This is a genomic window from Pseudomonas sp. Pf153 (assembly GCF_001269775.1).
Classification (GTDB): domain Bacteria; phylum Pseudomonadota; class Gammaproteobacteria; order Pseudomonadales; family Pseudomonadaceae; genus Aquipseudomonas; species Aquipseudomonas uvaldensis.
Genome location: NZ_LHVL01000025.1, coordinates 433,838 through 457,404 on the forward strand (window position 1 = coordinate 433,838; position 23,567 = coordinate 457,404).

Annotated in this window: 25 protein-coding genes; 10 read left to right on the forward strand and 15 right to left on the reverse strand. The window is 61.1% G+C overall.

Annotation, left to right across the window (positions count from 1 at the left end; all coding sequences use genetic code 11):
• Positions 1–37 precede the first annotated feature (37 nt).
• Positions 38–922: a LysR family transcriptional regulator gene (locus tag AD666_RS17115; protein ID WP_053154369.1), complete on the reverse strand. Its 885-nt coding sequence runs from the start codon at positions 920–922 to the stop codon at positions 38–40.
• 119 nt (positions 923–1,041) lie between these two features.
• On the opposite strand from AD666_RS17115, the gene AD666_RS17120 reads away from it, so the two are divergent.
• Both AD666_RS17120 and AD666_RS17125 read left to right on the forward strand, forming a co-directional pair.
• Positions 1,042–2,685 (forward strand): GMC family oxidoreductase, encoded by a 1,644-nt coding sequence (locus AD666_RS17120; protein WP_053154372.1) that lies wholly within the window; start codon positions 1,042–1,044, stop codon positions 2,683–2,685.
• A 207-nt stretch (positions 2,686–2,892) separates the two neighbouring features.
• Positions 2,893–4,515 carry an MFS transporter gene (locus AD666_RS17125; protein WP_053154375.1) on the forward strand — a complete coding sequence of 541 codons (1,623 nt, stop codon included), beginning with the start codon at positions 2,893–2,895 and terminating at the stop codon, positions 4,513–4,515.
• A 68-nt stretch (positions 4,516–4,583) separates the two neighbouring features.
• On the opposite strand, the gene AD666_RS17130 is transcribed toward AD666_RS17125, so the two are convergent.
• The gene (locus AD666_RS17130; protein WP_053154378.1) at positions 4,584–4,991 is read right to left on the reverse strand and encodes a response regulator; all 408 of its coding nucleotides are present in this window, start codon (positions 4,989–4,991) and stop codon (positions 4,584–4,586) included.
• 238 nt (positions 4,992–5,229) lie between these two features.
• On the opposite strand from AD666_RS17130, the gene AD666_RS17135 reads away from it, so the two are divergent.
• Together AD666_RS17135 and AD666_RS17140 are read left to right on the forward strand one after the other, a co-directional pair.
• A complete protein-coding gene (locus AD666_RS17135) occupies positions 5,230–7,176 on the forward strand; it encodes a DNA topoisomerase III (RefSeq protein ID WP_053154381.1) in 1,947 nt (648 codons plus the stop codon).
• A gap of 519 nt (positions 7,177–7,695) precedes the next feature.
• The gene (locus AD666_RS17140) at positions 7,696–8,025 is read left to right on the forward strand and encodes a hypothetical protein (protein ID WP_053154384.1); all 330 of its coding nucleotides are present in this window, start codon (positions 7,696–7,698) and stop codon (positions 8,023–8,025) included.
• Positions 8,026–8,126: 101 nt separating this feature from the next.
• On the opposite strand, the gene glsB is transcribed toward AD666_RS17140, so the two are convergent.
• The gene (glsB, locus tag AD666_RS17145) at positions 8,127–9,035 is read right to left on the reverse strand and encodes a glutaminase B (RefSeq protein WP_053154388.1); all 909 of its coding nucleotides are present in this window, start codon (positions 9,033–9,035) and stop codon (positions 8,127–8,129) included.
• 144 nt (positions 9,036–9,179) lie between these two features.
• Between glsB and AD666_RS17150 the strand changes: the two genes are divergently transcribed.
• Positions 9,180–9,374, forward strand: coding sequence for a hypothetical protein (locus tag AD666_RS17150; RefSeq protein WP_053154390.1), 195 nt, complete (start codon positions 9,180–9,182; stop codon positions 9,372–9,374).
• Positions 9,375–9,383: 9 nt separating this feature from the next.
• Here AD666_RS17150 and AD666_RS17155 read toward each other — a convergent pair whose 3' ends face one another.
• Positions 9,384–10,403 carry a hypothetical protein gene (locus tag AD666_RS17155; protein ID WP_053155373.1) on the reverse strand — a complete coding sequence of 340 codons (1,020 nt, stop codon included), beginning with the start codon at positions 10,401–10,403 and terminating at the stop codon, positions 9,384–9,386.
• A 163-nt stretch (positions 10,404–10,566) separates the two neighbouring features.
• Here AD666_RS17155 and AD666_RS17160 point away from each other — a divergent pair, with 163 nt between their 5' ends.
• Positions 10,567–10,971: a YkvA family protein gene (locus tag AD666_RS17160; protein ID WP_053154393.1), complete on the forward strand. Its 405-nt coding sequence runs from the start codon at positions 10,567–10,569 to the stop codon at positions 10,969–10,971.
• On the opposite strand, the gene AD666_RS17165 is transcribed toward AD666_RS17160, so the two are convergent.
• The 10 genes from AD666_RS17165 to AD666_RS17210 form a co-directional block, all read right to left on the reverse strand.
• Positions 10,958–12,364 (reverse strand): saccharopine dehydrogenase C-terminal domain-containing protein, encoded by a 1,407-nt coding sequence (locus AD666_RS17165; RefSeq protein WP_053154396.1) that lies wholly within the window; start codon positions 12,362–12,364, stop codon positions 10,958–10,960. The two genes, AD666_RS17160 and AD666_RS17165, sit on opposite strands and share 14 nt — an antisense overlap.
• 126 nt (positions 12,365–12,490) lie before the next feature.
• Positions 12,491–13,291, reverse strand: coding sequence for a DUF3618 domain-containing protein (locus tag AD666_RS17170; protein ID WP_053154399.1), 801 nt, complete (start codon positions 13,289–13,291; stop codon positions 12,491–12,493).
• On the reverse strand, positions 13,288–13,719 hold the full coding sequence (locus AD666_RS17175; protein ID WP_053154401.1) for a phage holin family protein: 432 nt from the start codon (positions 13,717–13,719) through the stop codon (positions 13,288–13,290). Before AD666_RS17175 ends, AD666_RS17170 begins: the two co-directional genes overlap by 4 nt.
• On the reverse strand, positions 13,716–14,372 hold the full coding sequence (locus AD666_RS17180; protein ID WP_053154404.1) for a hypothetical protein: 657 nt from the start codon (positions 14,370–14,372) through the stop codon (positions 13,716–13,718). The genes AD666_RS17175 and AD666_RS17180 overlap by 4 nt, the downstream gene beginning before the upstream one ends.
• Positions 14,373–14,585: 213 nt before the next feature.
• A complete protein-coding gene (locus AD666_RS17185) occupies positions 14,586–15,515 on the reverse strand; it encodes a ZIP family metal transporter (protein ID WP_053154407.1) in 930 nt (309 codons plus the stop codon).
• A 73-nt stretch (positions 15,516–15,588) separates the two neighbouring features.
• A complete protein-coding gene (locus tag AD666_RS17190; protein ID WP_053154410.1) occupies positions 15,589–16,470 on the reverse strand; it encodes a manganese catalase family protein in 882 nt (293 codons plus the stop codon).
• Positions 16,471–16,704: 234 nt separating this feature from the next.
• Positions 16,705–17,082, reverse strand: coding sequence for a general stress protein (locus AD666_RS17195; protein WP_053154413.1), 378 nt, complete (start codon positions 17,080–17,082; stop codon positions 16,705–16,707).
• Positions 17,083–17,553: 471 nt separating this feature from the next.
• Positions 17,554–17,808: a metallothionein gene (locus AD666_RS17200; protein ID WP_053154414.1), complete on the reverse strand. Its 255-nt coding sequence runs from the start codon at positions 17,806–17,808 to the stop codon at positions 17,554–17,556.
• A gap of 33 nt (positions 17,809–17,841) precedes the next feature.
• Entirely contained in the window at positions 17,842–18,111 is a 270-nt protein-coding gene (locus AD666_RS17205) for a hypothetical protein (protein ID WP_053154417.1), read from the reverse strand.
• A 62-nt stretch (positions 18,112–18,173) separates the two neighbouring features.
• Complete coding sequence (locus AD666_RS17210) at positions 18,174–18,683, reverse strand: ferritin-like domain-containing protein (RefSeq protein WP_053154420.1); 510 nt, start codon at positions 18,681–18,683, stop codon at positions 18,174–18,176.
• A gap of 191 nt (positions 18,684–18,874) precedes the next feature.
• On the opposite strand from AD666_RS17210, the gene AD666_RS17215 reads away from it, so the two are divergent.
• Positions 18,875–19,714, forward strand: a complete 840-nt coding sequence (locus AD666_RS17215; protein WP_053154423.1) for an NAD-dependent protein deacetylase — start codon at positions 18,875–18,877, stop codon at positions 19,712–19,714.
• Positions 19,715–19,747: 33 nt separating this feature from the next.
• Here AD666_RS17215 and AD666_RS17220 read toward each other — a convergent pair whose 3' ends face one another.
• Positions 19,748–20,650 (reverse strand): LysR family transcriptional regulator, encoded by a 903-nt coding sequence (locus tag AD666_RS17220; RefSeq protein WP_053154426.1) that lies wholly within the window; start codon positions 20,648–20,650, stop codon positions 19,748–19,750.
• Between the two features lie 129 nt (positions 20,651–20,779).
• Between AD666_RS17220 and AD666_RS17225 the strand changes: the two genes are divergently transcribed.
• The 3 genes from AD666_RS17225 to AD666_RS17235 are packed head-to-tail and all read left to right on the forward strand — an operon-like array spanning position 20,780 to position 23,372.
• A complete protein-coding gene (locus AD666_RS17225) occupies positions 20,780–21,478 on the forward strand; it encodes a CoA transferase subunit A (protein WP_053154429.1) in 699 nt (232 codons plus the stop codon).
• Between the two features lie 35 nt (positions 21,479–21,513).
• The gene (locus AD666_RS17230; protein WP_053154432.1) at positions 21,514–22,179 is read left to right on the forward strand and encodes a CoA transferase subunit B; all 666 of its coding nucleotides are present in this window, start codon (positions 21,514–21,516) and stop codon (positions 22,177–22,179) included.
• A gap of 11 nt (positions 22,180–22,190) precedes the next feature.
• Positions 22,191–23,372, forward strand: a complete 1,182-nt coding sequence (locus AD666_RS17235) for an acetyl-CoA C-acetyltransferase (RefSeq protein WP_053154435.1) — start codon at positions 22,191–22,193, stop codon at positions 23,370–23,372.
• Positions 23,373–23,567: the final 195 nt, after the last annotated feature.

The window sequence follows — 23,567 nt, forward strand, 5'->3', positions numbered from 1 at the left end:
CTCCCCACAGGACAGCCCTCCTTTGGGGATCGCCCGCTCAGGGAAGCAATACCCCCTGCTCGCGCTCGCACAACTGCACCACGTAATCCCACAGCACGCGCAGGCGCACGGACCTGTGCAATTCGCGACGGGTACTGATCCAGTAGCTGCGCCGGATGGTTTCGTCGGGCAGGAGGGGCACCAGCGCCGGGTCGCTGCTGGCCATGAAGCAAGGCAACACGGCGATGCCCAGCCCCGAGCGCGCAGCCTGTTGCTGGGCGATGACGCTGGTGCTGTGGAACACCACCCGTGGGTTACGGCAGAAACTGTTGAGGAACATCAGTTCCTGGCTGAACAGCAAGTCGTCGACATACCCGATCCAGGCATGACGGGCCAGGTCGTCGCGACTGCGCAACGGCGGCGAGCGATCCAGGTAGGCTTGGCTGGCGTACAGCGCCAGGCTGTAGTCAGTGAGTTTACGAGTCACCAAAAGGTCGGCCGCCGGCCGTTCGAGATGAATGCTGATTTCCGCTTCGCGGTTGAGGATGCTGACGAACCGAGGCACCGCCACCAGCTCCACTTCCAGGCCCGGATAGCGCTGGAACAGGCTGTCCATGCGACTGGCGAGGAACATGATGCCCAGCCCTTCGGTCACGCCCAGGCGGATCTTGCCCAAGGGTGCACTGGACTGGGTGATGTCCTCCTGAGCCAACAGCGCCACGTTTTCCATGGCCTCGGCATGCTTGAGCAGCGTCTCGCCGGCCGGCGTCAGTTCGTAGCCTTGGGCATGCTGGACGAACAGCGCGGTGCCCAGGCTCTTTTCGATGGCCTCGATGTGCCGGGCCACCGTGGCATGGGTGGTGTTGAGGCGTCGTGCGGCGGTCAGCAAGCGGCCGCTGCGTTGCAGTTCCAGAAAATAACGCAGGTCATTCCAGTCGAACATGTCCGCTCCCTTGCACCTTGCTGTTTGTAAACGCACAGCGGGTGCGTGAAAACTAACATTTTTCAAACGAAAACTAACAACTAGGATGGGTACCACAAGAACAAGAAACGAGGTCGCGGATGCAACCTGTCATCGATGAATACGATTATGTAATCGTGGGCGCCGGCCCTGCCGGATGCCTGTTGGCCAACCGGCTTTCGGCCAATCCACAATACCGGGTACTGTTGCTCGAAGCCGGGGCGCGCGACAACTATCCCTGGATCCACATCCCCGTGGGTTATCTATTCTGCATCGGCAACCCGCGTACCGACTGGTGCTTCAAGACCGAAGCCCAACCTGGCCTGCAAGGACGTGCCCTGAGTTATCCGCGTGGCAAGGTACTGGGCGGCTGCTCCTCCATCAACGGCATGATCTACATGCGCGGCCAAGCGGCGGATTACGATGGTTGGGCCGCCGAGGGCAATCCCGGCTGGGCCTGGAAGGACGTACTGCCACTCTTCAAGCAAAGCGAAAACCACTTCGCCGGAGCCTCCGAACTGCACGGGGCCGCCGGCGAATGGCGGGTAGAACGCCAGCGCTTGTCATGGCCGATCCTCGATGCCTTCCGTACCGCCGCCGAACAGAGCGGCATTCCCAACGTCGACGACTTCAATGGCGGCGACAATGAAGGCTGCGGTTATTTCCAGGTCAACCAGAAAGCCGGGGTGCGCTGGAACGCCGCCAAGGCCTTCCTCAAACCGGTACGCCAGCGCGCCAACCTCAGGGTACTCACCGAGGTTGAGGTCGACCGCGTACTGCTGCGCGACGGTCGGGCCGAAGCCGTCAGCGCACGCTGTCAAGGCAAGGCGATTAACTTCAAGGCGCGCAAGGAAATCGTGCTGTGTGCCGGGGCCATTGGCTCGCCAGGCATCCTGCAACGCTCCGGGATCGGTCCGCGCCATCTGCTGCAACGGCTGGGTATCGGTGTGGCCCAGGAGTTGCCCGGCGTAGGCGGCAATCTGCAAGACCACTTGCAACTGCGCTTGATCTACCAATTGGAAAACGCCCGCACCTTGAACCAGATCGCCGGTAGTTTATGGGGCAAGATGGGCATGGGCCTGCGCTACCTATATGACCGCAGCGGCCCGCTGTCCATGGCTCCCAGCCAGCTCGGCGCCTTCGCCCGTTCGGGGCCGGAACAGACCTCGGCCAACCTTGAATACCACATTCAGCCATTGTCCCTGGAACGCTTCGGGGAACCGCTGCACACCTTCCCGGCCTTCACGGCCTCGGTCTGCGACCTGCGTCCGCAAAGCCGTGGCCGGGTGGACATCCGCTCGGCGGCCCCGAACGAGGCGCCGCTGATCCAGCCCAATTACCTGAGCCATCCCGAGGACCTGCGAGTCGCCGCCGACGCCATTCGCCTGACTCGCCGTATCGTCGCCGCCCCGGCCTTGCGCGTCTTCAAGCCGAAGGAATACCTGCCGGGCCCGAGCCTGCAGACGGAAGAAGAACTGCACCAGGCCGCTGCCCGGATTGGCACGACGATTTTTCACCCGGTGGGCACCTGCCGCATGGGCCAGGATCGCGAAGCGGTGGTGGATGCGCAGTTGCGCGTGCATGGCATCAAAGGCCTGCGCATCGCCGACGCCTCGATCATGCCGCGCATCACCTCGGGCAACACCTGCTCACCGACGCTGATGATTGCCGAGAAGGCGGCGCAGATGATGCTGGAGCAGCAAACCCGGAACACTACAGTGCAAAAGGAAACCGCTACGGTCTGAGGGAATAATGAAAATCCGGTGTGGGAGCGGGCTTGCTCGCGAAAGCGGTGTGTCAGCCAACATCGCCGCTGACTGATAGACCGCCTTCGCGAGCAAACCCGCTCCCACATGGGACGTGCGCCGATTTCAAGGAATGCAGCAAGCAACAACGCCAATACCGGCGTCGACAGTGGAACAACAAAAACAATCACTGTGAGGGATACCGCTATGTCCGAACATGTTCAGCCCCTGGAAGCTACGCGCAGCATGGGCACCAGCCAGGAAACCCAGAAAGTCATCTTCGCCTCGTCCCTGGGGACGGTGTTCGAGTGGTACGACTTTTTCCTCTATGGCGCCCTGGCCGCGGTGATCAGCAAGCAGTTCTTCGCCGGCGTCAACGACACCACGGCGTTCATCTTCGCCCTGATGGCCTTCGCCGCCGGCTTCATCGTGAGGCCGTTCGGCGCCCTGGTGTTCGGGCGGCTGGGGGACATGATCGGGCGCAAATACACCTTTCTGGCCACGATCGTTCTCATGGGCCTGGCGACCTTCTGCGTCGGCCTGCTGCCCAACTACGCCAGCATCGGCATCGCCGCGCCGATCATCCTCGTCGTGCTGCGCATGCTCCAGGGCCTGGCCCTGGGTGGAGAATATGGCGGTGCGGCCACTTACGTCGCCGAGCACGCGCCGATAGGCAAACGCGGTTTCCACACCAGCTGGATCCAGTCCACCGCCACCCTTGGGTTGTTGCTCTCGTTGCTGGTCGTGCTGGGCTGCCGTTATTTCACCGGCGATCAGTTCGAAGTCTGGGGCTGGCGCATCCCGTTCCTGCTGTCGATCCTGCTGCTGGGCATTTCCACCTGGATCCGCCTGAGCCTGCATGAGTCGCCAGCGTTCCTGAAAATGAAAGAAGAAGGCAAATGCTGCAAGGCGCCGATTCGCGAATCCTTCGGCAAGTGGGAAAACCTCAAAGTGGTGCTGATCGCCCTGTTCAGCATCAATGCCGGCCAAGCCGTGACCTTCTATGCCGCACAGTTTTACGTGCTGTTCTTCCTCACTCAGTTCCTGAAGATGGACCCGGCCCTGGCGAACAGCCTGCTGATCGTCAGCGTGATCATCGGCGCGCCCTTCTTCATTTTCTTTGGCTGGCTATCGGACAAGGTCGGACGCAAACCGGTACTGATGGTGGGTCTGCTGCTGGCGACGGCGTTGTACTTCCCGATCTTCAAGACCCTGGCCCATTACGCCAACCCGGCCATCGACCAGGCCAGCCGCCAGGCACCGATCACCGTGGTCGCCGACCCGGCGACCTGTACGTTCCAATTCGATCCCGTGGGCAAGGCGCGCTTCGACAGCCCCTGCGACAAGGTCAAGACCTTCCTGGTCAAGCAAGGCCTGCCCTACAGCAGCGTCGCGGCCCCGGCCGGCAGCACGGTGCAAGTCAGCGTGGGCGACGTGAAGCTGGAAGGCTTCGACGAAGCCGCCCTGCGCGGCGCGGTGACCCTGGCAGGCTACCCGCAAAAAGCCGATGCCCAGCAGATCAACCGCACGATGATCGTCGTGCTGATCGTGGCGCTGATCATCATTTCGGCGATGTGCTACGGCCCACTGGCGGCGCTGATGGTCGAACTGTTCCCCACCCGCATCCGCTATACCTCCATGTCGTTGCCCTACCACATCGGCAATGGCTGGTTCGGCGGTTTCCTGCCCACCGTGTCATTCGCCCTGGTGGTCTACACCGGGGATATCTTCTATGGGTTGTGGTACCCCGTGGTCATCACCGCGGTGAGCCTGATCGTGGGCATGCTCTGCCTGCGGGAAACCCGTAACGTGGACTTGGACAAAAACTGAGGGAACGGCGGCGGTCCGGCACATCTGTGGGAGCCAACCTGACTTCCACAGAGGCTCCTCATTCTCCATCAATGGATCTGGTGATTCTTCACCGTGCTTTCTACCAGATCCAGCATCTGTCCCAACGCCCATGGCTTGGCAATGAACGAAGCGTGGTGCTTGATACCGGCGCTTTCCGGCGTTTCGTAGCCCGACATGATCAACAGCGGGATCTGCGGCCAACGGTCCCCGGTGAGGTTGGCCAGGTCCGCGCCGTCGATCTTGCCGGGCATGGTGATATCGGTGAGCAGCAAGTCCACGTAATCGGCGCTCTGCTCAAGGAATGTCAACGCTGAGTCAGCACTTTCCCGGGGTTCCACGACAAAACCCTCGTCCTCCAGTATCTCGCACAAGAACTCCAGGATGGTCGGGTCATCTTCAACGACAAGAATCAAACGAGTGGTCGCCTGCCCATTGCCGTTTGGCATCGAATTCATGTGATTGACTCTCCTTGCCCTCGGAAATTTTCACGGTTTTTACCGCTCTGCCATTTATGAGTTGCACCTTTTCCATTAATTCATTCTGCTTGCCGCTACACCCGCCGAACGTCATGCCAAACGCTCTGCTGCAACGCAGCGCAACGTTTGATCTGTATATGCATACAGATAAAACTTGCCCTCGGGCCGATCCCTGACCATGCTACGGCCTCAGTAAACCGTTAGGAAAACAGGCGTCATGCAGCTCTACCTCTGTGAAAAACCGTCCCAGGCCAAGGACATCGCCGCCGTACTCGGTGCAAGGCGGCGGGGTGACGGTTGCTGGGTAGGAGCAGGCGTCACGGTCACCTGGTGCATCGGCCACCTGCTGGAAACCGCCCCGCCCGACGCCTACGATGCGCGGTACAAGCGCTGGGTGCTGGCCGACCTGCCAATCGTGCCGACGCAATGGAAAATGACCGTCAAGCCGAAGACCGCCAGCCAGTACAAGGCGGTCAAGCGCCTGCTCGGAGAAGCCAGGGAACTGGTGATCGCCACCGATGCCGACCGGGAGGGCGAGATGATCGCTCGGGAGCTGGTGGAACATTGCCGTTATCGCGGGCCAATCAAGCGTCTGTGGCTATCGGCCCTGGATGAAGCCTCGATCCGCAAGGCCCTGGCCGCCCTCAAACCGGGTGCCGAAACGTTCAACCTGTACCATTCGGCCCTGGGTCGCTCCCGGGCCGACTGGCTGATTGGCATGAACCTGAGTCGCCTGTTCACCTTGCTGGGACGGCAATCCGGCTACCAGGGCGTGTTGCCGGTAGGCCGTGTGCAGACACCGACCCTGCGGCTGGTGGTGGACCGCGACCGCAGCATCGCCGATTTCGTGCCGGTCGCCTATTGGGCCATCGACGTCCAGCTGCGCCATGCCGGCACCGGGTTCACCGCTCAGTGGCGGGCCGATCCGCAAGCCTGTGACGACCAGGAACGATGCCTGAACCAGGCCCTGGCCCGCGAAGCCGCCCAGGCCATGAGCACCGCCGGGACCGCGCTGGTCACCCAGGTACGGACCGAGCGCCTGCGAGAAGCGGCGCCGTTGCCCTTCGACCTGGGCACCCTGCAGGAAATCTGCTCGAAGAAGCTAGGCCTCGGAGCCCAGGAAACCCTGGACATCGCCCAGTCGCTCTACGAAACCCACAAGCTCATTACCTACCCGCGCAGCGATTGTGGCTACCTGCCGTTGAGCCAGCACAGCGAAGCGCCGGCAATTCTTGCCGCCCTCGCCCAGGCCGACCCGAGCCTCGTGCCGCTGGGCGAGCATCTGCAGCCGCAACGCAAATCCCGGGCGTGGAACGACGCCAAGGTCAGCGCCCACCACGGCATTATTCCTACCATTGCCGCAAAGAACCTCGACAAGCTCGCCGGCAAGCAACGAGCCGTTTATACCCTCATACGTGCGCGCTATCTGGCGCAGTTCCTGCCGCTCCATGAATACGACCGCACCCAGGCCGAGTTCACGTGCGGCGGTCAGGTGCTGCGTGCTGTGGGCAAGCAGATCGTCGAGGCCGGCTGGAAACGCGCCCTGCCCGAAGCCCTGGCTCCCGCACGAGGTCGGGAAGCCCCGGCACCGCAAACCTTGCCGGCATTGATCGAAGGCCATGACTGTGCCGTGGATGAAGTGACGCTCAAGGACCTGTGGACCCAGCCGCCCAAGCCATTCACCGAGGGCGACCTGATCAAGGCCATGAAGAACGTCGCCAGGCTGGTGGAGGATCCGCTGCTCAAGCAGAAGCTCAAGGACACCACCGGCATCGGCACCGAAGCGACGCGAGCCTCGATCATCCAGGGCCTGCTCGATCGCGGTTACCTGATCAAGCATGGCAAGGCATTGTCGGCCACCCCCGCGGCTTTCAGCCTGATCGACGCAGTGCCCCGCGCCATTGCCGACCCGGGCACCACCGCCATCTGGGAACAGGCGCTGGACATGGTGCAAAGCGGGGAAATGAGCCTGGAAGAATTCGTCACACGCCAGGCCGCCTGGATGAGCAAGCACATCGCCCGCTGTCAGGGCATGAGTCTGACCATCAGCGGTCCGGCCAGTCCCGCCGGTCGCAGCGCCACGCCCTGGAAGAACAAACGCAAACCGGCCAAGCGCAAGGCTGCCGGCACACCGCGCAAAGCGACCAAAGCCAAGGCAACCTGAACACACCGGCCATCGCACCCAGGCTAGCCTTTTCATACCCAAATCATCTTGTCCGACAATATGTAGTGAACAAAAATAATCACTACAAAACCGTTGACGACACAGATTTGCCCTTGCATGATGCAGACGTCTCCCCGATCGGGAGTACAGGTAACCGTTTGAGCAAGCTCGTCTGACCGCCGAGCTGTTTTTTGGATAAGGGACTGCCCACAAGGCAGATTGAAGGTGCTGACCTGGCATGACCGTCCGGAAACAAGGACGAGAAACGCTGGCGAAGATCCTCATGACGCGCGGGTCGACCCTCGAAAGTTGACGATGCCTGAATGGTTCTTCGCTGTTTCTCTTCGTTGTAGCGCATTTGCGTAGCAGCCCTTCGATAGCACTACACAGCCGTTTGACGACACCGCCGAAGCTCGACGGATGAATGCTGACGGCCTGGTTTCGGTACCCGACTTACCGAATGGCGAAGTTTTTTGCGAACCACCAGACAGATCAACCGAATGGTCAAGGGGCTTACACATGAATCTGAACAATCAACCATCTATTGATGAACTGGCTCGCATGTTCGCTGCACACAAGGACACCCTCGACAGCCATATCCTGTGGATCAGCAAGACTGGTCAGGTACATATGGATTGCCTGTCGCCGTACACCCAGGAAGACGAGTTCGAAAGGAACACGCAAGACCTGTGTGCCCGGCTGAAGATGTATCGCCGCGGGCAGGGCTACGTCGGCAAGAAGGCCGCCGCCGACAAAGACTACATCGGTCGCGTACTGCAGACGCTGACCCAGGCCTGGCAAACGGTGCAAAACACCTCGCAGGTGCAGGTCATCGACCGCCTCTACTGATTGATCCTGAATGAAAAGGGCCCGATTCCTCACCAGGAACGGGCCCTTTTTCGTCTTCCTTCATGGGACATGATCATCGCGCTGGCGCATTTCCGACAAAGCTAGAACACCGACCAGCCGATCCGCTGGCTCATCAGTTCCAGCGCTGCCATGCCGGCCAGTGAGTTGCCTGCGCCATTGAGTTCCGGCGACCAGACACATACCGTGAAACGCCCCGGCACCACGGCCACGATCCCGCCACCTACCCCGCTTTTGCCAGGCAGACCGACGCGATAAGCGAAATTGCCGGCCTCGTCATACAGCCCGCTGGTGGCCATGATGGAGTTGACCTGCTGGGTCTGGCGGGCGCTCAGGATCTGTTCGCCGCTGTGCTTGCAGAAACCGTCATTGGCCAGGAAACAGAACGCCCGGGCCAGGTCGATGCAGTTCATACGCAACGCACAGTGACTGAAATAGCTGCGCAGCACCGCCTCCACGTCGTTATGGAAGTTGCCGAACGATTGCATCAGGTAAGCCATCGCCGCGTTACGGGCGCGATGCTGATACTCCGACTCGGCGACCTTGCCGTCCACCATCACTTGGGGATTACCCGACAAGCGCCGCACGAAATCGCGCATCGACAACGCCGGAGCGGCAAAACGCGACTGGTTGATGTCACAGATCACCAAGGCACCGGCATTGATGAACGGATTGCGCGGGCGGCCGCGTTCGAACTCCAGCTGTACCAGGGAGTTGAAGGGCTGGCCGGACGGCTCATGGCCCAGGCGTTCCCAGATCGCTTCGCCGGAGTGTTGGATGGCCTGCACCAGGCTGAAAACCTTGGAAATACTCTGCACGGAAAATGGCGTTTCGGCGTCGCCGGCGTAATACATCTCGCCGTCGTTGCCATACACGGCAATGCCCAACTGATTGGCGGGCACGGTGCCCAGGGCCGGAATGTAGTCGGCCACCTTGCCCTGACCGATCAGGGGGCGGACCGCATCGAGGATCTCGTTCAACAGTGCTTGCATGGGTGCGGGGGTCCAGTCATTGCCCGTTCGTATGCGGGGATACAGACCCTAGACGTCGACAAGCGGGAACAGAGCACACTCATGCCCGCATCAGTCGTCTAATCGGGCGGTCTATAGTGAAAGATCAACCGGCAGGAGCACACGATGCGTCAGATCATGCAAAAGGAACCCTGGTGGGCGTCGCCACCCCAGCCGGGACAGGACGAGAGCGAACTGGAATGGGGCTGGCTGGTGATATACAGCGAAGGCGAACCGCGCTTCGAATTCATCAAGGAACGGCCCTCGGACGAACAGATCCGTCAACGCAAGGGTTGCCGCATCACCCTTGGGACGGAATGAGCCCGTCATCTACGGCTTGAGCTGCGGCAACTCTACGGGCCGGTTTGTCAGTTCCATTTCCACCAGGCTGTCTCTGATTTCTTCGTCCAGGTAATAGACCGGCGCCAGCACGCCGCTGAGGGGGTGCTTGAGCGACTTGAACCACGCCTCGTCGAAAGCGGCGCTCAGGCTTTTGCGGATCTGCGCTTCCATTTCCGGCCGCTCGCCCTCGTGAATGATTGCGCGGATGCCCGCCACTCCCACGGAAATCAAAGCCCCCGCCGCCTTCCCTGCCACGGCCGCGGCCGCGCCGGTCGCTCCCCGCGTGGCGAACTGCCCTTCGATCTTTTCACTGGTGCGTTGCGCCACCGTGGCGATCACCGCGTCCGATGGGCCCGAACCCGTGGCGGCGGCTTTATTGACGTGATCGATCAAGGCAGCGTAGGCCGGCAAGGTATTCAGCGGGTCGGTGTGGACCAACTCGTACAGCGAAGCATTGCGCGCCGCCGGCGGTCCCAGGTTGATCGCCGGAATGCCGTGCAGACGACGGTTCATCAGCTCCAGCGGGATACGATGACGCTGGGCGATTACAGGGACCTGCTGATTGAGCAGGCTCGCGTAATAACTCGTTGCGTTGGCCCGGATCGCTTCGGGAGCGATTTCCACGGCGACAGGTTCCAGCACTTGCTCGCGATATTGCTCCTGCAAGTAGGCCGCCAGGCGCCTGGACGGGGAATCCGCCTCCCCTTCGGCACTGGCGGCATACCAACTGACTTTCACCGCCAGCCATTCCTGAGTCCAATAACTGCTGAACCAGGGGATGAACTCCGCCTCGGTCCGTTCGTAGACCAGCACCCGCCAATGTTCCATCGACCCACGAGCGTAGCGTTCGGCCTGCTCGATGGCACTCCTGGACGCCGCGACTATCTCCCGGTCAGCCTGGCGCCAGGTGTCCTGGGCAATCGCCACGGTGTCCGGCTGTTGACCGCGCTGCGGCATGGCGCACCCCGCCAGGACGATCAGGACCGCCAGCATCAGCGAACGCAGCACGATTGCGCCCCCCGGGCTCATGTCATGGTAATGAGTATAGGCCGCCGAGGGCGTGGCACCGCATCATGAAGGCCAGGCGCCATGGGCCTGTCGTCACGGCCTTGATACACCGTGCCTGGTTTGCGATTACCCTTGCCAGACCGCCACGATCCGTCAGAGCTCAATGACATCGCCTTTCAAACGACTTCGCCAATGGGCCAGGGCCCTGAAGCACCAGACCATGACGCTATGGTTCTGCTATCGTCACCGGCTGACGCCATGGCTGCCCAAAATGATCGCAGTCGTCGTGGTGGCCTACGCCATGAGCCCGATCGATCTGATACCGGACTTCATTCCGGTACTGGGTTATCTGGATGACATGATCCTGCTGCCGCTGGGTATCTGGCTGGCTCTGCGCCTGATGCCATCTGCGGTGCTGGCCGAATGTGAAGACAAGGCCCGGCAATGGCAGGAGAACCAGGGCCAGCGCCCGGTCAACAAGGTGGCCGCCGTGGTGATCGTATTGCTCTGGCTAGCCGTGCTGGTGGGGGTGTGGTTCCTGTTCCGAGACTCGTTCAGAGACGCGTGAAGTGTTCGAACTGCCAATCCTCGACCGCCCCCTCCCCTGACGCCTCGTGATGGTTGCCGCTGGGCGTCCAGTCGGTGCGCTGGCCGACCAGGGTGCCCAGGTAGGGCCTGGCCACTTCCAGCACACGCTCATAATCCATCTGTTCCGGCTCGACAATGCCACGCGCCGGATGCTCAACGGCCCAGACCACCCCCGCCAGCACCCCGGCGGCCACTTGCAGGCTGGTGGCATTGTTGAAGGGCACCAGCGCTCGGGCTTCATCGACGCTCAATATCGAGCCGAACCAGTAGGCATTCAGCGCATGCCCCATCAGCAGAACGCCCAATGCATCGCCCCCACCACTTTCGATCTCGCTGTTGAGGATGCGCTCCTGGCGCTGGGTCTGCCATCCGCGCCCGATCAACTCATGGATGGATAACAGCGCGTCGTTGCACGGGTGATAGGCGTAATGCACGGTGGGCCGATAGACCAGGCTCTGACCCTTTTTCACCGTCAGCAGGTCGGCGGTGGACGCAATTTCGTGGTGGGTGATCATCAGCCCCAGGCAGGGGCCGCCCAAAGGGGTCCAGGTCTTGACCCGCACGCTGGCGCTCGGGCGTTCGAGGTAGATGGCGTTGCGCGCACCAAAGCGATGACGCCTGGCGGATGCTGGCCAAGTTCGCTCGTGACTGCCCCAGCCCAGCTCCGCCGGTTGGCTGCCCTCGCTGATGAACCCCTCCACCGACCATGTATTGACGAACTCATCGTCCTGCTTGATCCGGTGAGAAACCTGGGTGTCGCGCTCGGCGAAATGAATGACCTTGATCCCCGTTTCCATGCACAGCCTGGCCCAGTCCACACCGTCGCGATTCTGCGGTAGCGGGTGGTTCAATTGCAGCGCCAGGTCCACCAGCCCGGCCTTGAGCAGATGCGTGATCAGGCCGGGGTTGGCACCGTGCGCCACCACGGCCGTCGGGCCTTTGCCCAGCTTCTTGCGCAACGCCAGTACATCGTGACGCAACGCGTAGTTGGTGCGACGCGAAAGCTCCAGGCGGGGATCGTCATAGCCGCCCGCCCAGGGTTCGACACAGGTGTCGAGATACAACGCGCCTCTGTCGAAGGCATACGTGATGAGTGCCAGTGAACTGACTTCCACGGAAAGATTGACGATGAAATCATCCTGCCGGACGACACGGTCCAGGACCTGGACAAAAGAGTGTTCAGTCAACGCCTGGCGGACAAAGCGGATCCCCCGCTCCTTGAACCAGATGTTGTGGTCGATTATTGGCGCGATGACGGTGATGCGCTTGACCGGGATGTGTTCCTGGCTCAACAGCAACGGCAGGATGGCTCGGGCAATGGTGCCAAAACCGATGAAAATCAGATGTCCGCTGAACGAAACCTGATGCTCCATGCGCTGTTCCCCGAAGCTGCGGTCATTGAAGCCATGAAATACCGGTCATGGCGCCTTGGCTACTGTCAGTCTCGACAGTCGATGGCGCAGGCTCGCGCAGCACCTGCGCCGATCCGGTGCCCTGGTCTATGAAGTTCCCAGCCCATCGGACAGGTCCGTAGCGGAGGATGCCTGGGTGCGAGCGGGTGGCTCCTGGCGATGCTCGGTGGTCTTGCTCACCGTATCGCGCACCGTTTCATAGCCCTCACGCGCTGTCCGCCTGGCCTTGTCAGCGAGGTCGGCGCTGGTCCTGCCCATCACCCGTTGCTCCGTAGCGGTGGAGGGCAATGCCGCGCCGAGCATGGCGCCCAAGGCGATGCCCGCCGCAGCCATCATCAGCGGTTGCTCCTTGAGCAGGCGACTGAACTGATCGCCCAGGTCCTGTGAGCCCTGGCTCAGGCGCTCACGGGTTTCCCGCGCACTGTGACGGGCATGGCGGGCATTGGCGCCGAGGCCGTCGGCCAAATGCGCTGCCTTGTCCTTGAGATGATGGAAACCATCGCGCAGTGAGTCGCTGGTGCTGTGCAGATGCTCCCTGGCGCTGCCAAGGCCATCGGCAAGCCCTTCGGCCCATCCGGAAGAATCCTGGTCCGGCCCGACACGGTAACCGACGCGTGGCGGATGGTTCTGGCCGAGCATCAGCCAGCACAGTCCCACCGTGGTCAGTACGGTGGGCACCGGGTTGTTGCGCACGGTGGCGCCCAGGTTGCCAAAGAACTCCGAGCCGTTGCCCTTTACCAAAGTCAATGCCTGGTCAAGCATTTGACCCGGCGTGAACTTACTGCCCAAGGCATCGACAATATGGCTGATATGAGCCCTCTGCTCGTCGATTTCCCGTTCGATGGTTTCCGGGCTCTTCTGCGATTCGGTTTTGAATTCATCCTTCATGAGGCTTTCCTCCGCAAGGCGTCCTGATCTTTGTTCAGCGCATCGAGCGTGCGGTCAGGCTTGAAGTGGGATGGCTCGAACTGCTTTTTGCCCGACTGCACCATGGCAAAACCGATGACCATGACCACCACACCCACGATCAGCGCCGCCAACCATGGCTGCATGATCGTGCTCAGGCCGTAGACCACTGCCATCAGCAGAATGATGAAACCGGCCAGCAGCACGATTGCACCGCCCGCCACGGCGGCAATACCGGCCTTGAGGGTGGTGAGGCTGGCCTGGAATTCGGCCTTGGCCAACGCCAGTTCCTTGGTGAACAGCGAGGGGACTTCATGGGTCAGTTGCTTGAGCAACCCCACCACGGAGGCATCGTTATCGGTGACAGAAGCGCCCGTCGAACGCTGGATATCTGGGTCAGGTCGATTCATTGCAATTCTCCTCTGCTGTTGGCCGAGCCCGGCAGCAAGCCGGCGGGGGCATCACCGGGATGATCCTGGACACTGGGGGACGTGGGGGTGATGCCGGTGGCCAGGCCAGTGGCGGTGCCGGCGCCAGGACCGATGGGGTCGGGGATCGGATCGAAGGGCTCGCGTCCGGCAAAACCACCCTGCGGCGGGTTGGAATGACCGGCGGCCGGATCCTCGACCTCCGCGCTCACCGGCGAATTACCCGCCTTGAGAAACCGCGACAGCCCGAAGCCCACGGCGATGCTGCCGGCCAGGAACAGACCCGGGTTTTCCTTCGCCAGCCGGGAGCCGTCATGCAGCAGTTGCTCGGCGCTCATGTTGCGCAGTTTCCCGGCCAACCCGGTCATCGAATCCGCCATGTCCGCCAGGTAGTGGGACAAGCCGAGGGTGTCATTGGCTTCGAGTTCCGACATGGCCGACTTGGCACCGCGCGCCAGGGCGTCGATCTGGTCCGCCGCCGTATCGCGGTAACGACCGAACTGCGCGTCGGCCTGTTCGCGGGCGCTGCCGAGGGTCTCGTTCACGTCCTCCTTGATGTGGTTCAGGTGATCTTCAGGCCGGGGCTGGCCCGAATTACCGCGTTGTCGCTCGGAGTTGTTGTCCGGGATAGTCATGTCTGTCTACGCCTGCTCGATGAAAACTCATTAACGGGCAACCACCAAAGCGATGCCCGACTATGTGCCTCTCAGAACAAGTGACGGAGTGCGGCGAAGGGTAGTTCCAACGAGTTTCGACATTGGACGCTGTGCGGTATTCATCGCCGCTTGATCACGTGCAGGCGAAAAAAAATCGGGCCAGTGCCCGATTTTTTTTGGCGGCAATCGCCTTCAACCCAGCGCCGTATCGAGAAACATCATCACCGCGAACCCCATCATCAACCCCAGGGTTGCGGGCGTTTCGTGACCATTGCGGTGTGTCTCGGGAATCACCTCGTGGGACACTACGAAAATCATCGCCCCGGCCGCCAGGCCCAGACTGATGGGATAAGCCACGGCCACACCCGAGGACATGCCCAGGCCAATCACCGCGCCCAGCGGTTCCATCAGCCCGGAACCCACCGCGATCAGTGCAGCGCGCAAAGTGCTGATACCGGTGACCCGCAGCGCCATGGCAATGGCAAGTCCCTCGGGGATGTCCTGGATGGCAATCGCCGTGGTCAGCGGCAGACCGACCTTGAAGTCGCCGTCGGCGAAGCTCACGCCAATGGCCATGCCTTCCGGCAGGTTATGCAGGGTGATCGCCAGCACGAACAACCAGACCCGGTTGATGCGCTCGGATTGTGGGCCTCGCCGGCCACTCAACTCATGTTCGTGTGGGACGAAACGGTCGAGGCCGATCATCAGCGCAACGCCGAGCCCCAGGCCGAGCACGACGACAAACGCGGCGAGCAACTGATTGCCGCAAATGACCTGGGCGGCTTCGATGCCAGGCAGTATCAGCGAGAACGAACTGGCCGCCAGCATCATGCCTGCGGCGAACCCCAGCATGATGTCCTGGGTTCGCGACGAGATGTCCCGCAGCACCACCGCCATCATGGCGCCAAGGGCCGTGGCGGCGAATCCGGACGTGCCGCCCAGTACCGCATAGCCCAGGTTATGGCGATCGGCCCCCACCAGCGCGTTGTAGCCGCTATAGAGCAGCAGCGCCGCGACCATGATCAACCCGAACCAGAAGCTCGCCCCCAGCAACGGATTGTTTTGCACCGGGTCCAGCCAGGTACGCCAGGGGGATCGGATCCGGGAAGTGGGCTGGTCCATCGAATATCCTTAAAAGTGTCAGGCGAGGAAGCCAGGCCCCCTCGCCGTTTTGTTTCTACAGGTCGCTTTGTTTCTATAGTTTGTCACCTTGCATCCCCGAACCCAAGTCGGCACCCGTGGTGGGGTCACTTTCAGGGTTGGACATCGTCCGCGCTTTCATGTCCATCAGCAGCGCTTCATCCTCTTCGCTCAGTTGCACGCTGGCCATGCCGTCACCGCCATCCACTGCCGGCGTCGGGTTCTCGACGAATTCCCACTCATCGCCCTGGTTCCAGGGTCCGCGCACGGTCGGTTCGCCTTGCGACATATTGAAGTACACGTTGGTGAACTCCGGCATGCCTGGCAATTTACCCTGCGGGAAATTGGGCTGGATCGAGTGCAAGGCTTTCTCGAACGACATCTGGTGCGCAATTTCGCGCGTCATCAAAAAGCCCAGCGCTTCTTTCACACCTGGATCGTCAGTGAGGTTCATCAGACGCTCATAGACAATCTTCGCACGGGCCTCGGCAGCAATATTGGAGCGCATGTCCGCAGTGGGCTCGCCAATGGTGTCGACATAGGCAGCGGTCCAGGGCACGCCGGCCGAGTTGGTCAGCGGCGCACCGGCACCGTAAAGCAGGCTCGTGACGTGGGAGTCATTGCCGGCGCCGTTGATGTCACGGTACAGCTGGCCTTCCTCGTCAACGCCTTCGGCCATTTTGCCTTTGGCGCCCTTGTTCAACATCACAATGATCGAACCGATCACTTCCAGATGGCTGAGCTCCTCGGTGGCGATATCCATCAGCAGATCCTTGCGACCTGGATCATCCTCAGCCAAGGCCTGGGTAAAGTAACGCGAGGCCGCTGCCAGCTCACCCTGCGGACCGCCGAATTGCTCCAGCAACAAATTCGCGAGTCCCGGGTTAGGCTCGGCGACACGCACGGTGTACTGCAATCGTTTGTTATGTAAAAACATGATTGAACTCCTCGATCAGGGCACGGGTCATGAGCAGGCTGCCAAATAGCAGGCCCATTAACGTCTGAAGAAATCAAATGAATAAAATTTATCTTTTATTCAATAAACGAGACGGACGGTAATTTATACGAATCGTATAAATCATCACGCAATAAAATTATTATACGGAGCGGCAATATATAACCGACCGTTGCAGGCCCCAGCTAACAGCCGGGACCCGCAAGGTTTCAGCACTTAAGATTTGCGACCGCCGCCGTGGCTGTTTTCGCCACCTTTTTTACCGGCTTCGGAGGCTTTCTCACGGTCATTGGCGAAGTTGCCGCCAGAGGCCTGACCACCTTTTCTGCCGGCTTCCGAGGCGCGCTCAGGGTCGTTGGCGAAATTGCCACCGGAGGCTTGGCCGCCTTTACGGCCGGCTTCTGCGGCGCGCTCGGGGTCGTTGGCGAAATTGCCGCCCGAGGCTTGTCCACCTTTGCGTCCAGCCTCGGCTGCGCGTCCCGGATCATTGGCAAAATTGCCTCCCGACGCCTGGCCGCCTTTTTTGCCGGCTTCCGATGCCTTCTCACGATCGTTAGCGAAATTGCCAGGGTTGTTATTGCCTGTGTTAGCCATTTCATTCACCTCGTTAGTTGCTGTTAGCGAACCAGTTGGCTCGTCTTATTCGGAAAGCTTGCGCAGACCAAGGTTTTAATTAACTGTCGCAAGCGGCGACGAACGGTCGACGCCATCGAGTTCACGTTTATTTAATAAAGCCACTGCATAAGCACACCCTATTGAACAAACGGCATTCGATAAATAGTTTTAAACTTTTCGACAATCAGACACTGTCTTGTGGGAGCGAGCTTGCTCGCTCCCACAAGAAGTTTGTCTATCAATCCGCCGAATAAAAAACAGTGCGTGTCTTTCCACGCCGTCTGCCAAAGGTCGGGCGGCGCCGGCACCCCATTGCACCGGTCTCGTCACCCTGGCCTCGCGCCGTTCCAGGAAGCCAAAACTCGCGGGCTGCCGGTGTTGTCCTGCACCACCGCACTGACCGGCTTGCGGTGTCCGGATACCCTGTCGCCGATACCCGGATAAAAATGCTCACGGAGAAATCGGATCGCTGGCCGGAAACGTTTCCTCCAGCGCATCGTCCAGTTGGTTATTGGTGATGTCCCGCTCATCGACCTTGCCGCTGCGCTCACAGTGGCAATCGGGCGATGGACAAGGCTCGCCGTTGGGGTGTTGTTCCGCACAGGCCTGACAGCAATATGCCTCACCGTCGTGATTGAACACCCGTTGTGGGTCGACCTCGCATTGACAATCGGGACAGCCGCATTTCAATTTCGATTCGCTCATGCTCCTTCTCCTGGGTACGCTTCATGGCCCCATTCAAGAACCCACCAGCAACCGGACTTCCAGGTTGGCGGCCGCAACGCCGTGCTTGACCACATACACCTCGGCGCTCCAGCCCTTGGTCAAATTGCGATAGGGCTGGCTGCCCAGGGCGTCGCCACTGTCCCATTCGAGAATGTCGCCGATATCGATGTCCTGGGCCGAACGCAGTTCAAGCACGGTGTGGCCATCCTGTTCCGTGACGTACACCCCCGCCATCGCGCTCTGTCGATTGATGGCCCGCACCTCACCGGTGGTCTGCTTCATACCTCTTCTCTTCCTGGCAAGTTCAGGGAGCGCCCGGACATGGCCGAGCGCTTTTTGTTATCTCAGCGCTTGGCTTCGGTATGCGGATTTGCCGAACGCTCGAGGAACGCTTGGGTAATTTCCGGCAGATGGTCGCGCAGCCAATCGGCCATGGCGATTTCCTGGGGCAGGATCTGTTCGCAGGCCCGCTGCGTTTCGACGTCGCCGGCCACTTTCGCCGCTTCGATCAGCACCGTGTAGGAGGCAATTTCCAGGTTCTCGAACACATAGCCACTCATGGCGCCCTTGACCACCTCATCGCTCATCGTCATGCCACCGACCGCCTGACCGAAGGCCATGAGTTTGCCGGCCATGTCCTTGAGCATCGAAGTGCTGCCGCCCAAGCGCTGGATGCATTGCTCGACCAGTTTCTGTTGCCCGAGGGTTTCCTGGAGGTGCTCTTCGATCCGGGCTTTGAGTACCGGGTAATGTTCCAGGCGCTCGGCCTGGGCCTTGAGCATCTTCTCCGCTTGCTGCTCCATGGCATGGGCGTCGTTGAGCCAGTCCAGCAGGTTCTCTTTAGGCGTTGCCATTTCCTTCTCCTTACCCGTGGTCGCACAGCATTGCAGCGCGACGGTTCTGAAGTACCGCACATAGAGGTGGATGTTCCGGGCAGGAAGAAAGTTTGAAGCAACGTTGGCCCAGGGCGACGAAAGGCGTCGTGAGCGACCACACGCCAAACCCAGTGCTAATCTCAACCGCTCCAGGACAATGGAGAACACAGATGCCCGACGATCTGCACCTCGAACCGATCGATCAGCTACAGGCTCAAATGACCGGACGCCGTTTCCTGGTGCTCACCGGAGCGGGGATCAGCACCCCCTCCGGCATCCCCGACTACAGGGACAGCGACGGTGTACGACGGGGACGGCAACCCATGATGTACCAGGAATTCCTCGCCAGGCCCGAAGCGAGACGGCGCTACTGGGCCCGGGCGATGCTCGGCTGGCCGCGCCTGCAACAGGCCCGGCCGAACGCGGCTCATGAGGCGTTGGCAGTGTTGCAGGCACAGCAACGCATCACCCACCTGCTCACTCAGAATGTCGACACCCTGCATGACCGGGCCGGCAGCCGGGACGTGATCGAACTCCATGGCAGCCTGCACCGTGTGCTGTGCCTGGATTGCAACCAGCGCAGCGAACGCCAGCAGATCCAGAAACTGATGGAGACTGAAAACCCTTACCTGGCCGGCATCGACGCAACCCAGGCGCCCGACGGCGATACCCTGCTGGATCCGACATTCGAAGCACGCTTCCAGGTGCCCCGCTGCCCTCACTGCGAGGGTGATCGTCTGAAGCCCGACGTAGTGTTTTTCGGCGAAAACGTCGCAGCCCCCACCGCCACCCGCGCCACCCAAGCCGTCGAGTCGGCGGACGGTTTGCTGGTGGTGGGTTCGTCGCTGATGGCCTGGTCGGCGTTTCGCTTATGCCGTGCGATCAAGGACCAAGGCAAGCCACTGCTGGCGATCAATCAGGGCAAGACCCGGGCAGATGAGTTGCTCGATCTGAAGGTGGAAGAGCCTTGCGAACGGGTGTTGCCGTTGCTCGCCGAGCGCGGAACCTGATGATCACCGCAGATCCCCTGTGGGGGACGGTGCTCAGCCTCTGGTTAGTTGTACGCCCAACTGCTGATCCCTGAATGTGTCGAACAACGCCTGCGCCGCCGCTGATAATTCATGCCCCGGTTTGGTCAACACACCGATGGCCCGCTCGACCACCGGATCGCTGAGGGTGATGCAACGCGCTCCCAACTCATGCATCTGCCCGACACACAGCGCTGGCACCGCGCTCACTCCCAACCCGCTGGCGACCATGCGCCCGACCGTCGCCAACTGGTGGCTTTCGAACTCCACCGGCAACTTCATGCCCCGGGCCTGTAGATGCTCTTCCAGCATCACCCGCACGGTGGAGGGCCGTTGCAGGGTGATGAACGGCTGCTCAAGTAACGTCTGCCACTGAACTTCGCTGCGGTGGGCCAGAGGAGAATCCAACGGCACCACCGCGACGAAACGGTCCAGGTACAACGGCGTAAATGCCAGGGACGAGCCCTGCATCGGCTCGAACGCAACGCCCAGTTCGACGTGGCGATCACGCACCATCTCCAATACCTGTTCGTTGATCACATCGTTGACTGTGACGTTGACGTTCGGATAGCGGACGCGGAAAGTCTTCAGGATCGGGGGCAGCAGATTGCCGGCAAACGACGGCATCGCCGCCAGTGTCACGCGGCCTCGCTGGAGGGTGAAGCGCTGACGCATTTCATCCTCGGCGTTATCCCAGTCGGCAATCAACCGTCGTGCCAGCGGCAACAGGGATTCGCCTTCGGGGGTCAGCGCCACATTGCGGGTGTTGCGGCTGAACAGGCGGCCACCCAGGCCATCCTCCAACGCCTTGATGGTCAGACTCAAGGCGGATTGGGACAGGTGCAACCGCTCGCCGGCCACGGCAAAACTCAGGCTCTGGGCCACGGCGAGAAAGGCGCGGATCTGCTTGAGGGTCATTGGCGCTGAGCTCCCATTCAATTATTGAGTTTTACCAATCAATCTACCTTAAAAATCAACTTAACAAATATATGACTTGACGCAACACTGCGTTTCATTGCGACCCCATCAAGAATAAAAGAGGTGTCTATGGCAGGTTTCGACAAACGCGTGAGCTCTTATGAAGAAGCGCTGGAAGGCTTGAAGGATGGCATGACCGTCATCGCCGGCGGCTTCGGCCTGTGCGGCATTCCGGAGAACCTGATCGCCGAGATCAAGCGCAAGGGCATTCGCGACCTCACCGTGGTTTCCAACAACTGCGGCGTCGACGGTTTCGGCCTTGGGGTGCTGCTGGAAGACCGACAGATACGCAAGGTGATCGCTTCCTACGTGGGTGAAAACGCTCTCTTCGAGCAGCAATTGCTCAGTGGCGAAATCGAAGTCCAGCTCACGCCCCAAGGCACCCTCGCGGAGAAAATGCGCGCCGGCGGCGCGGGCATCCCGGCTTTCTTCACTGCAACCGGCGTCGGCACCCCCGTGGCCGAAGGCAAGGAAACCCGTGAATTCCACGGTCGCCAATACTTGATGGAAGAGTCCATTACCGGCGATTTCGCCATCGTCAAAGGCTGGAAAGCCGACCATTTCGGCAACGTGGTCTATCGCCATACCGCTCAGAACTTCAACCCGCTGGCCGCAACGGCGGGCAAGATCACCGTGGTGGAAGTCGAGGAAATCGTCGAGCCCGGCGAACTGGACCCGACGCAGATCCATACCCCAGGCATCTACGTCGACCGGATCATCTGCGGCACGTTCGAGAAGCGCATCGAGCAACGCACAGTACGCAAGTGATCCTCTGCCCCCGGCCCGAATGAAGGAATAACACCATGGCACTTTCCCGCGAACAAATGGCCCAACGCGTCGCCCGCGAACTGCAGGACGGCTACTACGTGAACCTGGGCATCGGCATCCCCACCCTGGTCGCCAACTACATCCCCGAAGGCATGGAGGTCATGCTCCAGTCGGAAAACGGCTTGCTCGGCATGGGCGCGTTCCCGACCGAAGCCGAAGTCGACGCCGACATGATCAACGCCGGCAAGCAGACCGTCACCGCGCGTATCGGCGCTTCGATCTTCTCGTCGGCCGAATCGTTCGCCATGATCCGCGGCGGTCACATCGACCTGACCGTGCTCGGCGCGTTCGAGGTGGATGTGCAGGGCAACATTGCCTCGTGGATGATTCCCGGTAAGCTGGTCAAGGGCATGGGCGGCGCCATGGACCTGGTGGCCGGTGCCGAAAACATCATCGTCACCATGACCCACGCGTCCAAGGACGGCGAGTCGAAACTGCTGCCACGTTGCACCCTGCCACTGACCGGCGCCGGTTGCATCAAGCGTGTACTGACGGACCTGGCCTACCTGGAAATCCAGGACGGAGCCTTCATCCTCAAGGAACGCGCCCCAGGCGTCAGCGTCGAGGAAATCGTCGCCAAGACCGCCGGCAAACTGATCGTGCCGGACCACGTCCCTGAAATGCAGTTCGCTGCCCAGTGAGGAGAGATTCGATGCAAGAAGTCGTGATTGTCGCCGCTACCCGTACCGCTATCGGCAGTTTCCAGGGTTCGCTGGCTTCCATCCCCGCGCCGGAGCTCGGGGCAGCGGTGATCCGTCGCCTGCTGGAACAGACCGGGCTGTCCGGCGAGCAGGTCGATGAAGTCATCCTCGGCCAGGTACTGACCGCCGGCTCAGGGCAGAATCCGGCCCGCCAGGCGTCGATCCTCGCCGGCCTGCCCCACGCCGTCCCGGCGCTGACGCTGAACAAGGTCTGCGGCTCGGGCCTCAAGGCGTTGCACCTCGGGGCCCAGGCGATCCGCTGCGGCGACGCCGACGTCATCATCGCCGGCGGCATGGAAAACATGAGCCTGGCCCCCTACGTGTTGCCGGCTGCGCGCACCGGCCTGCGCATGGGCCACGCGCAGATGATCGACAGCATGATCACCGATGGCCTATGGGATGCATTCAACGATTACCACATGGGCATCACCGCCGAGAATCTGGTGGACCAGTACGGCATCAGTCGCCAAGAGCAGGATGCCTTTGCCGCCGCGTCTCAACAGAAGGCCGTTGCAGCCATCGAAGGCGGTCGCTTCGCCGATGAAATCACACCGATCCTGATTCCTCAGCGCAAGGGCGATCCCGTGGCATTCGCCATCGACGAACAGCCTCGGGCCGGCACCACCGCCGAATCCCTGGCCAAGCTCAAGCCTGCCTTCAAGAAAGACGGCAGCGTGACCGCCGGTAATGCGTCCTCGCTCAATGATGGCGCAGCGGCCGTCGTGCTGATGAGTGCGGAAAAAGCCAAGGTGTTGGGCCTGCCAGTACTGGCGAAAATCAGCGCCTACGCCAACGCCGGCGTCGACCCGGCCATCATGGGCATCGGGCCGGTCTCGGCCACTCGCCGCTGCCTGGACAAGGCCGGTTGGTCGCTGGAGCAACTTGACCTGATCGAAGCCAACGAAGCCTTCGCCGCCCAGTCATTGGCGGTGGCGAAGGAACTGAAGTGGGACATGGACAAGGTCAACGTCAATGGCGGCGCCATTGCCCTGGGCCATCCGATTGGTGCGTCCGGTTGCCGGGTGCTGGTGTCATTGCTGCATGAGATGATCAAGCGCGACGCCAAGAAGGGCCTCGCGACACTGTGCATCGGCGGTGGACAAGGCGTGGCCCTGGCACTGGAACGGGCCTGACAGAAGCGGGTTCAACGGTGGCCGTGCGGCCCCACGAATAGCCGCACAGCCATCGGCAACAGCGCCGGCGCAACTTGGGTTGCGCCGGTTTTTTTTTGCCTGTTGTTTTATCCGAGAACTTGCCCTGTGGGAGCGGGCTTGCCCGCGAAAGGGCCATTACATTCAGTATCGATGCAAGCTGACCCACCGCTTTCG

Coding starts and splice junctions, on each gene's coding strand:
- AD666_RS17115 (WP_053154369.1), bottom strand. CDS start 922: ATGTTCGACTGGAATGACCTGCGTTATTTTCTGGAACTGCAACGCAGC.
- AD666_RS17120 (WP_053154372.1), top strand. CDS start 1,042: ATGCAACCTGTCATCGATGAATACGATTATGTAATCGTGGGCGCCGGC.
- AD666_RS17125 (WP_053154375.1), top strand. CDS start 2,893: ATGTCCGAACATGTTCAGCCCCTGGAAGCTACGCGCAGCATGGGCACC.
- AD666_RS17130 (WP_053154378.1), bottom strand. CDS start 4,991: ATGAATTCGATGCCAAACGGCAATGGGCAGGCGACCACTCGTTTGATT.
- AD666_RS17135 (WP_053154381.1), top strand. CDS start 5,230: ATGCAGCTCTACCTCTGTGAAAAACCGTCCCAGGCCAAGGACATCGCC.
- AD666_RS17140 (WP_053154384.1), top strand. CDS start 7,696: ATGAATCTGAACAATCAACCATCTATTGATGAACTGGCTCGCATGTTC.
- glsB (WP_053154388.1), bottom strand. CDS start 9,035: ATGCAAGCACTGTTGAACGAGATCCTCGATGCGGTCCGCCCCCTGATC.
- AD666_RS17150 (WP_053154390.1), top strand. CDS start 9,180: ATGCGTCAGATCATGCAAAAGGAACCCTGGTGGGCGTCGCCACCCCAG.
- AD666_RS17160 (WP_053154393.1), top strand. CDS start 10,567: ATGACATCGCCTTTCAAACGACTTCGCCAATGGGCCAGGGCCCTGAAG.
- AD666_RS17165 (WP_053154396.1), bottom strand. CDS start 12,364: ATGGAGCATCAGGTTTCGTTCAGCGGACATCTGATTTTCATCGGTTTT.
- AD666_RS17170 (WP_053154399.1), bottom strand. CDS start 13,291: ATGAAGGATGAATTCAAAACCGAATCGCAGAAGAGCCCGGAAACCATC.
- AD666_RS17175 (WP_053154401.1), bottom strand. CDS start 13,719: ATGAATCGACCTGACCCAGATATCCAGCGTTCGACGGGCGCTTCTGTC.
- AD666_RS17180 (WP_053154404.1), bottom strand. CDS start 14,372: ATGACTATCCCGGACAACAACTCCGAGCGACAACGCGGTAATTCGGGC.
- AD666_RS17185 (WP_053154407.1), bottom strand. CDS start 15,515: ATGGACCAGCCCACTTCCCGGATCCGATCCCCCTGGCGTACCTGGCTG.
- AD666_RS17190 (WP_053154410.1), bottom strand. CDS start 16,470: ATGTTTTTACATAACAAACGATTGCAGTACACCGTGCGTGTCGCCGAG.
- AD666_RS17195 (WP_053154413.1), bottom strand. CDS start 17,082: ATGGCTAACACAGGCAATAACAACCCTGGCAATTTCGCTAACGATCGT.
- AD666_RS17200 (WP_053154414.1), bottom strand. CDS start 17,808: ATGAGCGAATCGAAATTGAAATGCGGCTGTCCCGATTGTCAATGCGAG.
- AD666_RS17205 (WP_053154417.1), bottom strand. CDS start 18,111: ATGAAGCAGACCACCGGTGAGGTGCGGGCCATCAATCGACAGAGCGCG.
- AD666_RS17210 (WP_053154420.1), bottom strand. CDS start 18,683: ATGGCAACGCCTAAAGAGAACCTGCTGGACTGGCTCAACGACGCCCAT.
- AD666_RS17215 (WP_053154423.1), top strand. CDS start 18,875: ATGCCCGACGATCTGCACCTCGAACCGATCGATCAGCTACAGGCTCAA.
- AD666_RS17220 (WP_053154426.1), bottom strand. CDS start 20,650: ATGACCCTCAAGCAGATCCGCGCCTTTCTCGCCGTGGCCCAGAGCCTG.
- AD666_RS17225 (WP_053154429.1), top strand. CDS start 20,780: ATGGCAGGTTTCGACAAACGCGTGAGCTCTTATGAAGAAGCGCTGGAA.
- AD666_RS17230 (WP_053154432.1), top strand. CDS start 21,514: ATGGCACTTTCCCGCGAACAAATGGCCCAACGCGTCGCCCGCGAACTG.
- AD666_RS17235 (WP_053154435.1), top strand. CDS start 22,191: ATGCAAGAAGTCGTGATTGTCGCCGCTACCCGTACCGCTATCGGCAGT.